This window comes from Kitasatospora sp. NPDC090308 (assembly GCF_044769485.1).
GTDB classification, from domain to species: Bacteria; Actinomycetota; Actinomycetes; order Streptomycetales; family Streptomycetaceae; genus Kitasatospora; species Kitasatospora fiedleri.
Map to the genome: position 1 here is coordinate 170,934 of NZ_JBIVXY010000003.1, position 14,589 is coordinate 185,522.

Genomic DNA, 14,589 nt, shown 5'->3' on the forward strand with positions numbered 1-14,589 from the left:
GTTGCTCCTCAGGGCAGGGGGTTCAGGCCGATCCAGTCGTGGGCGAGCCGCTGGACGGCGCTGCCGTCGCGGTCGGCGAGCTTGGCGTCCAGGTAGGCCGCCGCCCACGGCCCGGTGGGGATGCGGAACGGCGGCCGCTCCTCGGCCAGCGCCCGCAGCACCGCCTCGGCGACCTCCGCGGCGGGCTGCCCGGCGCCCGCCCAGTGCGCGCCGATCCGGGCGCCGTACGCGGCGAAGGTCTCCGCGTACGGGCCCGAAGCGGCCTGCACGGTACGGCGGTTGACGTCCGGGAAGATCCCGAAGCGAGTGTCCGGGACGTAGCCGGGCACCAGCACCGACACCCGTACGCCGTGCGCGGCGGCGACCGGGGCGAGCGCCTCCATGAAGCCCTCGACGGCGAACTTGGCCGCGCAGTACGCCTCGTTGAAGGGCTGGCCGACCACGCCGTGCACGCTGCCGATGGTCAGCAGCCGCCCGCCGGAGGCGCGCAGCAGCGGCATCGCGGCCCGCGAGACGGCCACGGTGCCGAAGAAGTTCACCTCCAGGTTGGCGCGCAGCGCCTTCGAGGTGGACATCTCCAGCGTCGGGTCGAAGTTGGAGATCCCGGCGTTGTTGACCAGCGCGTCGAGCCGCTCCAGCCCGGCGAAGCAGTCGGCCACCGACTCCTCGTCGGTGACGTCCAGCCGCCGCACCCGCGCGCCGGGCGCGGCGGCCCGCAGGGCGTCGGCCCGCCCCGGGTCGCGGACGGTGGCGACCACCGCCCAGCCCGCCCGGTCGGCCGCCGCGGCGGTGGCCAGCCCGATGCCGGAGGAGCAGCCGGTGACCAGCAGCACCTGGCGGCCCGTCACTTCACGACCTCCGCGGGCTCGGCCGGGCCGCCGGCCCCCGCCGGGCCCGCGCCCTCCGCCGGACCGCCCGCCTCCGCCGGACCGCCCGCCTCCGCCGGACCGCCCGCCTCCGCGGCGCCGTCGGCCTGCGCCGAACCGCCGTCCTGCGCCGGCCCGGCGATCCGGTCCACGGCCTTCGGCAGGTCGGCGTCCATCCGGGACTGGATGCCGAGCGCGGGCAGGAAGGAGCAGGCGGCCAGCAGGGTGCCGCCGACCATGGTCCAGCGGGCCGCGTCCAGGACGCCGAGCGGGCCGGTGAGCAGGGAGACGGCGAGGCCGCCGGCCAGCGCGGCCAGCGGGATGACGCCCCAGGTGGCGGTGCGGAAGGCGGCGTGCATGACGCCCTGGTGCTGCGCGGACATCCGGGACTGCCGGGCGGGCGCGGAACACACGTTGATGCAGGACATGAAGAAGCCGTAGCAGCCCATGGTGGCCGCGATGACCAGCCCGGAGGGCAGCGCGGGCGCGGCCAGCACGCCCAGGCCGACCAGGCAGTGCAGCAGCAGCGCCCAGGCCAGGGTCCGGCCGATGCCGAGCCGTTCGCCGATCTTCGGGGCGACCAGCGCGCCCAGCAGCGCGCCGACCGCGGCCGTGGACATCGCGGCGCCGTAGACGCCGACGGTGACGCCCAGGCCGCGGTAGGCGAGCACCGGCATGACGGTGACGAACACCGGGCCGCCGGAGTTGAGCGTGACGGCGGCCAGCACCACCCGGCGCAGCACCGGGTCCTGCCAGTTCAGCCGGAAACCGAGGGTGAGCCGCTGCCACACCGAGCCCTGGGCGACGGTCGGCTGTCCCCACGGCCGCATCCAGCGGAAGCAGACCGCCGAGACCAGGTAGCTGGCGGCGTCGACCAGCAGCGAGGCCGCGCCGAGCGCCGCGTACAGGGCGGCGGCGATCGACGGCCCGGAGACCTCGGCGACCGAGCCGCTGCCCTCCAGCCGGGAGTAGGCGCGCACCAGGTGCGGCTGCTCGACCACGGCCGGGACGGCCACCAGGTAGCCGACGTTGAAGAAGATCGTGGCGCCGGAGACCGCCGCCACGCAGCAGAACAGCAGCGGCGTGGAGAGCAGGTCCAGCCAGTACGCGACCGGGATCACCGCGACGGCCGCCAGCCGGACCAGGTCGCAGGCGATCAGGGTGCGCCGCTTGTCCCAGCGGTCCACCAGGACGCCCGCTACCGGCCCGAGCAGCGGGATGCCCAGGTACTGGGCCATCGCCACGACGCCGACCTGGAACGCGGAGGCGTGCAGGACGAAGATCATCAGGGTCGGGACGACGAACACCGTCACCCGGTCGCCGACGTTGGAGACCGACTTGCCGAACCAGAACAGGTTGAACGCCCGGCCCAGCTGCTCGGGGCTGCGCAGTTTCACAGTTCCTCCCGGACGGCGAACCCGGCGGTCTTCCCGGTGCGGTCGTTGCTGATCAGCGCGTCCACCACCCGGACCCGCACGTTCTCCGGGTCGTGCACGAAGGCGGTGCTCAAGGTGAAGGTGGCGGACAGCAGTTCGCGCCGCAGCGCGTCCGGGTCCGGCAGCTCGCCGAGCACCAGGACGTCCACCCCCTTGGCCCGGCCGCCCTGTTCGGTGACCAGCACCTGGGCCCGGGTGACGCCCGGCTCGCGCTCGACCCGGGCCAGCAGCTCGTCCACGTGCAGGCCCAGGCCGCGGACCTGCACCACGTTGTCGCGGCGCCCCAGCACCCGCATCGCCGGGCCCGGCCGCCCGCACGGGCAGGGCACCAACTCGCCCGCGTCGCCGGTGCGGTAGCGCAGCACCGGGTTGAGCATCGCCGGGTCCAGCGAGGTGAAGTCCAGCAGCCCGTCCGCGCCGACGTGCACCAGCTGGTGCGGGAACGGGTGGAAGGTGTCGGCCGGGCAGTCGGGGGAGTTGGAGCCCACCACCCAGGTCTCGGTGGAACCGAACATGCCGTGCCGGCGGGCCTTCGGCGCGACGGCCGCCAGGTCCTCCTCCAGCTGCGGCTGCCACGCCTCGCCCAGCCACAGCACCTTGCGCAGCGAGGGCAGTTCGATCCCGGCGGCGCGGGCGTGCGCGAACCACAGCCGCAGCACGCTCGGGGTGCCGCCGATCGCGGTGACCCTCCGGTCGGCCAGGAAGCCCAGCCACTCCGGGTACTCCTCGGCCGTCACCGACCCGAGCGCGATCACCCGGCAGCCGGACAGGTCGGCCAGGCCCGCCGCCAGGAAGTGCGCGCCCCACATCCGGCCCGCGCCCCAGGCGTTGACGAACACGTCGTCCCGCTCCAGCGGCTGCCAGTGCTCGTGCACCTTCGCCATGTAGAACCCGGTCGGCGCGTAGCCGACCTTCGGCGCGCCGGTCGAACCGCCGCTCTGGAACAGCCAGGTCGCGCCGCTCTCGGCGGCCGGCTCCAGGTGCGCCAGCGCCGTGTTCAGGTCGTCCTTGGCCAGCGGCGGCAGCGCGGCCAGCTCCGCCAGCGAGGACGGCGCCGTCGCGTCCGCGTACCGCTCGCCGAACTCCGGTACGCCGCGCAGCAGTTCCAGCGTCCGCCGGGCCACCGCCAGGCCGTCCGCCGCCTCCGCTTCGGTGAGGGAGAAGGTCATCGCCGCGCACCGCCGTCCACGAGACCGTCCGCGAGACCGTTCGGAAGGCCGTTCGCGGGGCCGTGCGCCGGGCCGCCCCCGCCCGCCAGGAAGGCCGCGTGCGCGTCCCGGTAGGCGGCGAACCGGGCCCGGGTGACGTCCCGCTGCACCGGCCGGCCGGGATCGTCCAGGTCCGGGGCGATCACTCCGTCCGGCTCCAGCTCGGAGAACCAGAACCGCTCGCCGTCGTGCAGGAAGTCCACGCAGAAGAACGGGATCGGCAGCTTCTTCGCGAAGTAGCCGGTGGCGTCGACCAGTTCGGGCGGGACCTCGCAGAACTCCATCGAACCGCCCCGGCTCGCGTTGGCCACCGGCGAGCCCGCCTCCGGGGTGCGCCGCAGCGCCGCGTACGGCCGCCCGTCGATCACGTACACCCGGTAGTCGACCGTGCCGTCCCCCAGGTACGGCTGCGCCACCAGCACGGTGTCGCCGCCCTGGGCCAGGCTGGCCAGGCCGCGCACGTCCTCCCGGGAGCGGGCCAGGCAGATCCCGCCGCCACCGCACCAGCCGGACGGCTTCACGATCGCCGGGAAGGTCAGGCCGTCCAGCGCCGCCTCGTACTGGTGCTTGGAGACGTCCCGGCCGGAGCCGATCCGCACCGACGGGACGGGCGGCACCGGCGAGTCCGCCAGGAACAGCACCGTCGCCAGCTTGTCGTTGCCCAGCAGCGACACCTGCGCCGGGAACGGCAGGTAGAACCCGGCCTGCTCCAGCACCGCGCACAGCGTCAACTGGTTGAACACGTCCATCGACTGGTACGGCAGCGAGTACAGCGCCGTGATGAACAGGGTGTCCCCGGGCGTGACCGGCTCGCCGTCCACGTACACCCGCGGCCGGCCCGGGTCGGTGCCGTCCACCGTCACCGCCTCCGGCGCGTGCATCGTCCACGCCAGGCCCAGCTCGGCGGCGATCTCCGCGTACATGTCCCAGAAGTAGTGCTTCCACATCGCCCCGGACCGGCTCGACTCCCGGTCCGGGAAGATCCAGCACATCCGGCGCAGCGGCGCCTGCGGCTCGCTCACTCGCTCTCCTCCAGTTCGCTCAGGTCGAATTCCCGCTCGGTGCCGGCCCGTTCGGCCCACCAGGCGCGGCCCTCGGGCGGCAGCGTGTCCACCGGGTCCACGTACGGGTAGCGGTGGTCCAGCCCGTCCCCGCCGCCCGGCCCCCCGGCCCCGCGCAGCTCCAGTCCGGTGCGGTAGTTCTTGGTCCAGTACGAGATGCCGCGGACCCGGTCGTAGCCCACCGCCTGGTGCACCCAGCGCTTGCCGACGTGCGGCACGTCCGCGACCAGCCGGGGCGTGGCGTAGCCCGGCAGGTAGCCGAGGATCGCCTCCTGGAGGCGCTGCGCCGCGGCCAGCGGCAGCCGCCAGTGCTCGGCGTTCGGGATCACGTCGCACAGGTAGAAGTAGTAGGGCAGGACGTTGGCCTCGCCCTGCAGCGCGAAGCACAGGTCGAGCAGCGCCGCCGGGGTGTCGTTCACGCCGCGCATCAGCACGCCCTGGTTGCGCACGTCCCGCACGCCCGCGTCCAGCAGGGCCCGGGCCGCCTCCGCGACCAGCGGGGTGACGGACGCCGCGTGGTTGGCGTGGGTGTGCACCGCCAGGTTGACCGAGCGCCGCGCGGCCAGCCGGGCCACCCGCTCCACCCCCGCCAGCACCCGGGGCTGGAGCCAGTGCTGGGGCAGGCCGACGACCGCCTTGCTGGCCAGCCGGACGTCCCGCACCGAGCCCAGCTCCAGCAGCCGCAGCAGGAACGACTCCAGCCGGGGCCACGGCACGTTCGCCAGGTCGCCGCCCGACACCACCACGTCCCGCACCGACGGGGTGCGCTTGAGGTAGTCGAGCATCTGCTCCTCGCGGTCCGCCGGACGCAGCACCAGCCGGGTCTTGGCGACCTGCGGGGTGGAGCGGCCCACCAGGTCCATCCGGGTGCAGTGCCCGCAGTACTGCGGGCAGGTGGACAGTAGCTCGGCCAGCACCTTGGTCGGGTAGCGGTGGGTCAGCCCCTCCACCACCCACATCTGCGCCTCGTGCAGCGAGTCCCTGGCCGCCAGCGGGTGGCTCGGCCAGGACGCCAGCCGGTCCGCGCGCACCGGCAGCATGTAGCGGCGCACCGGATCGGCCAGGAACGCCTCGGTGAACGCGCCCGGCACCAGCGGCGCCCCGACCGCCATGGTGTTCAGCATGTGCGGCGGCACCAGCACCGACATGGTGGCGAACTCCCGCTGGTCGGCCGCCAGTTCGTCGTAGAACCGGTCGGTCAGCAGCGGCCCGAACACCTGCCGCAACTGCCGCTCGCCCTGCACGCAGTGCGCCCGCTGCCACTGCGCGTCCCGCCACTGCGCGGCCGTCACCTCCCGCCAGCCCGGCAGCCGCCGCCAGTCCGGCTCCACCAGCGGCTGCCGCACGTACTGGTAGGGCTGTGGCGGCGGCTGACCGGAGCCGCTGTGCCGCTCCATCAGGAGACTCTCGACGTGAGCAGGCCGGCGTGCCGGGTGCGCAGCTCCCGCTTGAGCACCTTGCCGGTCGGGCCGAGCGGGAAGTCGCCGTCCGCGCGGGCCACCAGCAGCGCGGCCAGCTCCGCCAGCCCGGCCCGGCCGAGTTCGGCGTTGGCCGCCTTCAACAGCTCGGCCTCGTCGGCGGACCCGGCTCCCGGCTGGAGCCGCACCACGGCGATCGGCCGCTGCCCGCCGTCCGGGTGCGGGACGCCCACCACCGAGCAGTCCTGCACCAGTTCGGCGCAGTCGGCCAGCAGCACCTCCTCCAGCGGCAGGCTGTACACCGGCCCGTCCAGGGTGTCGATCACGTCGACCGTCCGGTCCAGGTGGAAGAACCGGCCCTCGGCGTCCCGGCGGGCGACGTCGCCGGTCAGCCAGTACCCGGACAGGTGGAAGCTCTCGGTCAGCCGCGCGTTGTTCCAGTACCCGGGCGTGATCGAGGGCGCCCGCACCGCCAGCAGGCCGACCGCCCCGACCGGCAGCTCGGCCCCGTCCTCGTCCAGCACGGTGGCGTGCTCCACCACCTCGGACGGCTTGCCCACGCAGCGGTCGGCGCGCTCCGTCTCCGGCGAGGTGACCTGCCCGAACAGTGCCATGCCCATCTCGGAGGAGCCCAGCCCGTCCACGAACTGCGAACCCGGCAGCGCGGGTTGCTCGGCCTTCTCCTGCGGGAGCAGCCACGGCCGGATCAACCCGGCCGGGCGCTCGCCCAGTCGGACCAGCCGCCGGACGTGCCCGTAGTGCGCGCTGTCGCCGGTGTTGAACCAGGAGTGCACCTTGGCGGCGCCCCTCACCGGCAGTTCGCCGGTCGCCAACTCCACGAAGGTGCGCGGGAAGGAGGCCACCATGGTCGGCTGGAACGCCTCCATCACCGGCTCCACCACCGACCGCCGCCAGCCCGCCATCACCACCGTCGGCAGACCCAGCAGCGTCGCGGTCAGGAAGTAGCTCAGACCGCCCGCGTGGGTGTGCGGCATCAGCGACATCAGCCGGTCGGACGACTCGGCCGGGAAGCGGACCATCCGCGGCTGCTTGCCCTCCCAGAACTGCCGGTGCGCCAGGATCGTCGACTTCGGGGTGCCCGTCGTCCCCGAGGAGTGGATCAGCGCCACCACGTCCTCGGCCGCGTGCCGGTACGGGTACTCCGCCGGCAGCGGCGCGGCGGCCGCGTCGAACGCCTGCACCTCGGCGGTCAGCGCCAGGAACCGGGGCCGGCGCTGCGGGTCCTGCCGGTACGCGGACGCCAGCCGGGTGGTGTCGTCCGCCACCACCCCGACCACGCCGACGTGGTTCAGGTACCGCACCATCACGTCCGGCCGCATCGCGTCGTTCACCAGCGCCGGGACGGCCCCCAGCGCGGTCAGCGCGAAGAAGTGCAGCAGCGGCTCCAGTCCCTCCGCGACCACCACGGCCACCGGCTCGCCCGGCCGCACCCCCATCGCGTGGTACCAGGCCGCGTACCGGTCGCGCAGCGCCACCAGGTCCAGCAGGCTGTGCCCGACCAGCACCACCTCGCCGCGGTGGTCGAGCCGGTGGGAGAACGCGTACGGCACCGCCCGGTTCGGGTTCGCCTCGACCGCCCGGTCGAGGAAGTTCCCCGCGCCGAGGTCCGGATCGGTCATGAACCGCTCCCGGACGGACAGCGGGGCGAGGGGCGTCTGGTCGCTCATGGGGGTCTCCAAGCAGGACGGGTCGCCGGGACGGCCCTCGTGGGGCGTGCACCGGTCCGGGGGAAAATGGTCCGAAGGCTTGCCGGGATGGTTAACTGATGGAACGTCAGGTAGCGAGCAGTTCGGCGGCCGCCCGGCGGCCGGAGCGGATCGCGCCCTCCAGCAGGCCGAAGAACTCGGTGCTGGTCTCGGTGCCCGCGAACCGCACCCGGCCGTGCGGGGCGGTCAGCGTCGGCCCGAGCGCCGACCAGTCGCCGGGGCCGAACAGCGCGGCGTAACAGCCCCTGCTCCACGGCTCGTTGACCCAGTCGGTGAGGTGGAAGCCGACCGGCTCGGGCAGCATCGGGAACAGCCGCCGGGCATGGTCGAGCGCCGACGCCCGCTGCTCGGCGGGCGGCAGGGCGGCGTAGCGGTGCGCCTCCGCGCCGGTGACGAAGCCGGTCAGCACGCCGGGCGAGCCCTCCGGCGGGGTGTCGTCCACCGTGGACAGCAGCGGACCGGCCGCGTTCACCGACCAGCCGGACAGCCCGTGCGCCCGCCACACCGGCTCCGGGAACACCAGGTGCAGCTTCACCGCGCAGCCCCGCCCGGTCCGCGAGGCGGCCCGCCGCACCGGCAGCCCCGGCCGGTACTCGATCGCGTCCGCGAGCAGCGGCGGCACCGCCACCACGGCCGCCTCCGCCCGGTAACTCCCGTCCGGCGTGCGGACGGTGACCTCGGCGTCGGACTGCTCGACGGCCAGCACCGGCTCGGCGGTGCGCAGCACCCCGCCGGCGTCCAGCAGCCGCCGGACCAGCCGCTCGCACAGCCGGTGCGCGCCGCCCGCCACCCGGTCCTGCTGGGCGCCGCCCGCGAAGGCGTTCAGGTAGCGCAGGCCGCCGCCCGAGCGCAGGTAGAAGGCCATGTGCAGGACGGAGACCTTCGCCGGGTCGGCGGCCATCATCTCGCCCAGGAACAGCGGGAAGAACAACCGGGCGTCCGGGTGGGCCAGTTGCCGGTCCGCCCAGTCGGCGGCGGTCAGCGCGTCGAGCCGCCCGGCGTCCGGCGTCAGCCAGGGCGCGTCCGGGCGGACGGCCGCCGCCAGCTCCTCCAACTGCTCGAACAGGTCGCCCAGGGCGACCGCGTTCAACGGCGGGAACCGCCCGTCGGTGGTCGCCGCGGGGCCGCCCGCGCCGTCGCCGCCGTCCGCGCCCAGCGCGAACCGGCTGGCCCCGACCATCTCGGTCGGCGCGGTCTTCAGGTCGCAGGCGGACAGCAGGGCGTGCAGCTCGGTGTGCCGGTCGCCCAGGTACGCGGCGCCCGCGTCCACCCAGCGCCCTGGCGCCACCTCGATGCCCCGGGCCCGCCCGCCGACCCGCTCCCGGGCCTCCAGCACCGTCACCCGCACGCCCCGCTCGGCCAGCTCCACGGCGGCGGTCAGCCCGGCCAGGCCCGCACCGACCACGACGGCCGAACGCGGGACGGCGGCCGGACGCGGCGCGGCGGGGGAGGGCGTGGCGGCGCTCACCGGACGGCCGTGGCGGCGGCGGTGGCCGTGGCGGCAGTGGCGGTGGCGGCAGTGGCGGTGGCGGCCGTGGCGGCCGTGGTGACGCGGTCGGCGAGGCCCGCCGGGGTCGGATCGGCGAGGAAGTCCTCGAAGGTCAGTTCGATCCCGTGGGTGCGCGCCACCGCGCTCAGCACCCGGGTGGCGACCAGCGAATCCCCGCCCAGCAGGAAGAAGTTGCCGTCCGGCGGCACCTCCGCCAGCTCCAGGACGCGGCGGAACACCGCCGTCAGCGCGTCGAGCAGTTCGGCGCCGGGGACACCGGCGGGGGAGGGTGGGGCGGCGGGCGTGACGGCGGGCGTGTCGAGGCTCATCAGCGGGTCTCCTTCGACCGGTGCGGGGTGCGCGTGGTCCGGTGGTGCCAGCGGTGCGTGGTGCGCGGTGCTGTGCCTGAACGGTGGTGCCGCGTCCGGTCGGTGGTGCGCCCGGACGGGTGGTGCGCGGTGCGGTGGTGGGCGGTGCGCGGTGCGATGGTGCGTGGTGCGGTGGTGGGCGGTGCGGTGGTGCGCGGTGGTTCAGCCAACGACGGTGGCCGTGGCGGCAGTCGCGGCGGCGCCGCTGTGCAGCAGGTGCGAGCCCGCGCGGTCGATCTTCCCGCCGGGGGTGCGGGCCAGCTCGGGGACGACGGCGAGTCGGCTCGGGACGAGGTGGGCGGGCAGCAACTCCCGCAGGTGGCGCAGCAGTTCCTCGGAGGTCGGCGGCGTCGGCCGGTCCGCTCCGGGGCGCGGGACGACGTAGGCGACCAGCGCGGTGCGGCCGGCCAGGGTGGTGGCGGTGACGGCCGCCAGCCCCACCCGGGGGTGGGTGCCCAGGGCGGCCTCCACCTCGGCCGGGTCGACCCGGATGCCGCGGATCTTCACCTCGTGGTCGATCCGTCCCCGGTGGGTCAGCACCCCGTCCGCCGCCCGGGAGACCCGGTCGCCGGTCCGGAACCAGCGCCGTCCGGCCCGTTCGGTGAACCGCTCCGCGGTGACCTCCGGCAGCCCGGGGTAGCCGGCCGCCAGGGCGGGGCCGCCGATCAGCAACTCGCCCTCGGAGGTGAGCAGTTCCTCGACGTGCGGCAGGGCGCGGCCGATCGGCGCGCGCTCCGCCTGGCCCCACCGGCGGCCGGGCTCCGGGGTGTCGGGGCCGAGCAGGTCCACCGCGTGGGTGATCAGGGTGGTCTCGGTGCAGCCGTAGGTGTTCAGCAGCCTGATCCGGCCGCTGTCCGCCAACCGGCTCCAGTCCGCCAGCCGGGCCGGGTCGGCGGCCTCGCCGCCGATCACCACCAGCCGCAGGCAGGAGGGCAGTTCGGCGTCCGGGCCGTCCTCGGCGAGGTGCAGCACCAGCTCGTGCCAGAACGCGGTGGGCAGGTCCAGTACGGTGATCCCGCGCCGCTCCACCGCCCGCAGCAGTCGGGGGAAGGAGCCCGAGTGCGCCTCCGGCTCGAACACCAGCCGGGCGCCGGAGACCAGGGTCGGCAGGATCTCCTCGAAGCAGGTGTCCCAGTTCAGCGAGGCGAACTGCAGCACCCGGTCCCGCGGCGTCACCCCGAACAGCCCGCGCAGCGAACCCACCACCGCCGAGATCGCCCGGCGCGGCGTCAGCACCGGCTTCGGCCGCCCCGTCGACCCGGAGGTGAACAGCAGGTACGCGGGCTCCTCCGGCCCGACCGCGACGGCCGGACGCCACGGCGCACCGCCGTCCGCCGCTCCGTCCGCAACTCCGTCCGCCGTCCCGTCCGTTGCCGCCGCGAGTCCCGCCCCGACGTGCGGCAGCCCGAGCAGCGCGGCCTGTTCGGCCGACCCCACCAGCGCGGTGCAGCCGGCCGCCGCCGCCATCGCGCGCTGCCGCTCCACCGGGAAGGCCGGGTCCAGCGGGACGTACGCGCCGCCCGCCGCGAGGATGCCCAGCAGGGCGACCACGGTCTCCGGGGCGTGCCCGGCCGAGACCGCCACGGGGCCCGGCCGGTCGCCCAGTGCGTCCGCCAACTGGCCGACATAAAACGTGAGTTGACGGTAGCTGAGCGTACAAGCGGGAGACTCGATCGCGGTTAGTCCGGGCCACCTGAGAGCGGTTTCCTCGAACGCGTCGAGCAGATCGGAGCCCGGTCTGTTGACGCCGCCGTTCTTTGACATGCGCGCTCCAAGAAAATGCCCAGAGGTGCCCGTCCGTGCTTCGGCGAACCCGGACTCTACCTCCCGCGATCCGGCCCCACAATGGTTGTTGGGCGGGCGGTCCGAAGAATCCGCGGCCGCGCCGTGAACGCCCCGTGCCCGCCTTCCGGCCACGTTCCGTGATCGCTCCGACCGGGCCGGTACGGACCGGCGACCGCCCGGCCGGTGCGGCCACGAACCCGGCCGCGTCGCGCAGGTGACGGTGCGTCAGCGAATCGACCCGCTTTTCCGCATCCCGACCGGAATTCGCGAAAAGGACGCGCCCGCACGATAACCACCCCGACCGAACAAGCACGCTTGGTGCCCGAACGTACTTTTCCCGCCGGAAGTCGGAGCGCCGAATTCCCCGGACGGAGAGCGACCCCGCGAAACCGCCCCGGCAACCGCCCGCCCGCCGCCCGGACACCCCCGGTCCCGGTGACGCGCCGTGACGGCCACGGCCGCGACCCCCACCGGGCACCGGCGGGGCGCCGGCGTCGGCGTGGCGTCGGCGTCGGCCGGGGGCCGGGCAACGGTCCCCCCGCCGCGCGGTCAGCGAGGGCGGTGCCCGGTGAGCTGCTGCCAGCGGTCGTACGCGGCGTCGCGGCTCTGCCGCGCCGCCGGGATGCGGAGGTCGCCGCCCTGCCGGGCGGTGACCTCCTCAAGGCGCCGCCGGGCCGCCTCCTGCTCGGCGGTGTCGTTCGTGGCCCGGCGCAGCTCGGCCCGCGCCTCCCGGAGCTGGGCGGGCCGGTCCCGCCGGAACGACTTGGCCTCGGCGATCGCGTTGTGGACGTCCACGACGAACTGGCGGACGTGCCCCTCCGGGGTCTCCGCCGCGGGGTAGGTCACCAGGTGCTGGCGCCCGTCCGGACCGATCACGTAGAGGTGGCTCGCCCTGGGGGTGTGCTCCGACCGGACCGCCGTCTCGTGCAGCGGCAGGTCCCCGCTGTACTCGTACGTCGAGACCACCAGGACGTGCTCGTACAGGCACAGGTCGCCGAGTTCGGCGCGGTAGCCCCCGCGGCCGGGGTCGCGCAGGTACGCCACCTGCTCCTCGGCGTCGCGCACCCGCCGCCCGTGGGCCGCGACGGCGGCCTTGACCGCGCCCTGCGCGCCGGACAACTCCTGCCGCGCGGACCGCTCCAGGCCCGACAGTTCACCGCGCGCCCGGTCGAGGTCACTGCGCGCGGCGCCGTACTCGGCGCTGAAGGCGAACCGCCAACCGCCCGGGTAGCGGCGCAGCTGCCGGAGCACGAGCGCGGCCACGGCGACCAGCACGAGCAGGAGCGTCCAGCCCCAAGCCTGCATGACGATGCCCTCCCCCTGAGGCAGTCGGCGCCCCGGACCGTACGGTGGCCCGGCGCTGCCCACCCCGACGATTACCGGCAGCGGAAGCCGCCCGTCAAACCCATTGCGGCCCGCCGGGGCCCCGGGGCTCCGGGGCACCCGGCCGCCAGCCCGCCAGCCCGCCAGCCCGCCAGCCTGGCAGTCCGGTAGCGGGCCAGCCCGCAGTAGCATCTCCCGGATGACGATCACCGCGCTGCTGGTCGACGCCGCCGTCCTCGGTTCGACCGGCGCCGCCCTGCTGCTCGGCCCCCGGGCCCTGCGTGCATCGGCCGGGAACGCCGCCACCACCGCCCGCCCCGGGCGCGGCGTGCGGCCGGAGGTGCTGCTGGCGGCGGTGACCGGGCTGATCTACCTGAACCAACTGCTCTGCTCCGCCTACCTGCTGCGGGTGCACGGCGGGGACGCCGGGTACGTCACCCGCTACCTGCCGCCCGGATGGTTCGCCGAGCCGACGGGACACCCGGTGGTCCGGGCGCTGGCCGCGCACCTGCCGGCGCCCGGGCTGTTCGCGCCGACGGTGCTGCGGGTGCAGGCGTTCCTGGAGCTGCCGTTCGTGCTGTCCGCCTACGCCACGGTGCTGTACCGCCTCAGCCCCGCGCTGCTGCGGGCCGTCCTGGGCTCGCCCGCCCTGGTGTGGGCGACCGCCGCCTCGTACACGCTGGTGTTCGGGGTGGTCGAAGGGGCGCTGCGCAACCCGTGGACCGGCCAGGACGTGGTGATCCGGGTGCTGTCCGCGCTGCTCACCGCCCCGCTGCTGCTCCGCGCCGCCCGCCGCGCACCCGGCCCCGAACGGCGGTCGGACACCCTCGGGCTGTTGCGCTTCACCGCCGAACTGTGGGCCGTCGGCACCCTGGTGATGGCGGTCTACGACACCGCGCTGCTCTACAACCTCCGCCACCTGTCCGACCGTTGGCCCGAGGCCGCGCTCGCCCCGGCCCTCCTCGCCGCCACCGCCCGCGACCGCCGCCCCGGGCCCGCCACCACCGGCCCCGGCACCGCCGCCCTCGACCTGCTGCTACGGCGGACGCTCGTCCTGTTCCTGCTCCCCGCCCTGGCGATCCGCTACGGCCTCGGCTTCGCGCACCCCCGACTCTCCGCCGCCGCAGCCCTGGCCGTCGCCCTCGCCGCCCTCGCCACCCCCCGCCTCCGCCCGGCCGCCCGCCCGCTCGCCCTCGCCTGCGCCGCCGGACTCGCCGCCGCCCACCTCGCCCTGCACCTGCGCCACGACACCTACCCCGAGAACGCCCTGCTGCGCGCTGTGGTCGCCCTCCCCGCCACCGCCGCCCTCCTGCTCGCCCTCACCGACCTCCGCCGCGACGGCCCCGCTTCCCTTCCCCCTGCGGCTACTCCTCGTCGTCGTTGACGTCGCCGAGGTGCAGCGGGGACGGGCCGGGGCCGTCGCGGAGCAGGTCGGTGAGCAGCGGGGCCAGGTCGCGGGGGCGGATGGTGAGGTCGGTGGCGGCCAACTCCTCGATGCTCCACCAGTGGTGGCCGTACGCGGCCTCGACGGGGTCGACCCGGACGGCGGCGGTCTCGGCGGGGGTGAGCCGCACCAGGCGGTACTCCTCCCACTGGTGGGAGAACCGGCCGTCGAAGGTGAAGGAGGAGCGGCGGGTCCAGACCACCGGGCCGAGTCGTTCGGCCGGCAGGTCGAGCCCGGTCTCCTCGCGCAGCTCCCGGACGGCGGCGGCCAGGGCGTCCTCGCCCTCGTCCACGCCGCCGCCGACGGTGAACCACCACCGCCCGCCCGCCGGTCGCGGGTCGCGGGCGCAGAGCAGCAGCAGGCGGTCCTGGTGGTCGAGCAGCAGGATGCGCGAGGTGTCCCGGGTGTCCGACGTCATGCCCCCGACCCTACCGCCGCCGGTACCGCTCCCGGCCCGAAAGCCC

General features: G+C 75.3%; 12 protein-coding genes. 1 reads left to right on the forward strand and 11 read right to left on the reverse strand.

The features are described from left to right. Window positions 1–8 precede the first annotated feature (8 nt). From ACIQVD_RS08290 to ACIQVD_RS08335, 10 genes are all read right to left on the reverse strand, one after another. On the reverse strand, window positions 9–848 hold the full coding sequence (locus ACIQVD_RS08290) for an SDR family NAD(P)-dependent oxidoreductase (RefSeq protein ID WP_400678694.1): 840 nt from the start codon (window positions 846–848) through the stop codon (window positions 9–11). Next, complete coding sequence (locus ACIQVD_RS08295) at window positions 845–2,263, reverse strand: MFS transporter (protein ID WP_402286952.1); 1,419 nt, start codon at window positions 2,261–2,263, stop codon at window positions 845–847. The genes ACIQVD_RS08290 and ACIQVD_RS08295 overlap by 4 nt, the downstream gene beginning before the upstream one ends. Continuing rightward, on the reverse strand, window positions 2,260–3,471 hold the full coding sequence (locus ACIQVD_RS08300) for an AMP-binding protein (RefSeq protein WP_402286955.1): 1,212 nt from the start codon (window positions 3,469–3,471) through the stop codon (window positions 2,260–2,262). The genes ACIQVD_RS08295 and ACIQVD_RS08300 overlap by 4 nt, the downstream gene beginning before the upstream one ends. Beyond that, window positions 3,468–4,532: a RimK family alpha-L-glutamate ligase gene (locus tag ACIQVD_RS08305; RefSeq protein ID WP_400678700.1), complete on the reverse strand. Its 1,065-nt coding sequence runs from the start codon at window positions 4,530–4,532 to the stop codon at window positions 3,468–3,470. Before ACIQVD_RS08305 ends, ACIQVD_RS08300 begins: the two co-directional genes overlap by 4 nt. Then, complete coding sequence (locus ACIQVD_RS08310) at window positions 4,529–5,968, reverse strand: KamA family radical SAM protein (protein WP_402286958.1); 1,440 nt, start codon at window positions 5,966–5,968, stop codon at window positions 4,529–4,531. Before ACIQVD_RS08310 ends, ACIQVD_RS08305 begins: the two co-directional genes overlap by 4 nt. Then, on the reverse strand, window positions 5,968–7,677 hold the full coding sequence (locus tag ACIQVD_RS08315; RefSeq protein WP_402286961.1) for a class I adenylate-forming enzyme family protein: 1,710 nt from the start codon (window positions 7,675–7,677) through the stop codon (window positions 5,968–5,970). Before ACIQVD_RS08315 ends, ACIQVD_RS08310 begins: the two co-directional genes overlap by 1 nt. Before the next feature lie 106 nt (window positions 7,678–7,783). After that, the gene (locus ACIQVD_RS08320; RefSeq protein ID WP_402286963.1) at window positions 7,784–9,184 is read right to left on the reverse strand and encodes a flavin monoamine oxidase family protein; all 1,401 of its coding nucleotides are present in this window, start codon (window positions 9,182–9,184) and stop codon (window positions 7,784–7,786) included. After that, window positions 9,181–9,534 carry an acyl carrier protein gene (locus ACIQVD_RS08325; RefSeq protein WP_402286965.1) on the reverse strand — a complete coding sequence of 118 codons (354 nt, stop codon included), beginning with the start codon at window positions 9,532–9,534 and terminating at the stop codon, window positions 9,181–9,183. Before ACIQVD_RS08325 ends, ACIQVD_RS08320 begins: the two co-directional genes overlap by 4 nt. Window positions 9,535–9,735: 201 nt before the next feature. Next, entirely contained in the window at window positions 9,736–11,337 is a 1,602-nt protein-coding gene (locus ACIQVD_RS08330) for an AMP-binding protein (RefSeq protein ID WP_402286968.1), read from the reverse strand. A gap of 570 nt (window positions 11,338–11,907) precedes the next feature. Continuing rightward, window positions 11,908–12,663, reverse strand: coding sequence for a hypothetical protein (locus ACIQVD_RS08335; RefSeq protein WP_402286971.1), 756 nt, complete (start codon window positions 12,661–12,663; stop codon window positions 11,908–11,910). A 217-nt stretch (window positions 12,664–12,880) separates the two neighbouring features. Between ACIQVD_RS08335 and ACIQVD_RS08340 the strand changes: the two genes are divergently transcribed. Further along, on the forward strand, window positions 12,881–14,065 hold the full coding sequence (locus ACIQVD_RS08340; protein ID WP_402286974.1) for a hypothetical protein: 1,185 nt from the start codon (window positions 12,881–12,883) through the stop codon (window positions 14,063–14,065). Here the strand turns inward: ACIQVD_RS08340 and ACIQVD_RS08345 are convergent. Then, entirely contained in the window at window positions 14,046–14,543 is a 498-nt protein-coding gene (locus ACIQVD_RS08345; RefSeq protein WP_400678716.1) for an NUDIX hydrolase, read from the reverse strand. The genes ACIQVD_RS08340 and ACIQVD_RS08345 overlap by 20 nt on opposite strands. Between the last annotated feature and the right edge of the window lie 46 nt (window positions 14,544–14,589).

Bases quoted from the DNA above. Each gene is read 5' to 3' on its own strand.
- ACIQVD_RS08315 (WP_402286961.1), bottom strand. From the start codon at position 7,677: ATGAGCGACCAGACGCCCCTCGCCCCGCTGTCCGTCCGGGAGCGGTTC.
- ACIQVD_RS08335 (WP_402286971.1), bottom strand. From the start codon at position 12,663: ATGCAGGCTTGGGGCTGGACGCTCCTGCTCGTGCTGGTCGCCGTGGCC.
- ACIQVD_RS08300 (WP_402286955.1), bottom strand. From the start codon at position 3,471: ATGACCTTCTCCCTCACCGAAGCGGAGGCGGCGGACGGCCTGGCGGTG.
- ACIQVD_RS08345 (WP_400678716.1), bottom strand. From the start codon at position 14,543: ATGACGTCGGACACCCGGGACACCTCGCGCATCCTGCTGCTCGACCAC.
- ACIQVD_RS08340 (WP_402286974.1), top strand. From the start codon at position 12,881: ATGACGATCACCGCGCTGCTGGTCGACGCCGCCGTCCTCGGTTCGACC.
- ACIQVD_RS08325 (WP_402286965.1), bottom strand. From the start codon at position 9,534: ATGAGCCTCGACACGCCCGCCGTCACGCCCGCCGCCCCACCCTCCCCC.
- ACIQVD_RS08310 (WP_402286958.1), bottom strand. From the start codon at position 5,968: ATGGAGCGGCACAGCGGCTCCGGTCAGCCGCCGCCACAGCCCTACCAG.
- ACIQVD_RS08330 (WP_402286968.1), bottom strand. From the start codon at position 11,337: ATGTCAAAGAACGGCGGCGTCAACAGACCGGGCTCCGATCTGCTCGAC.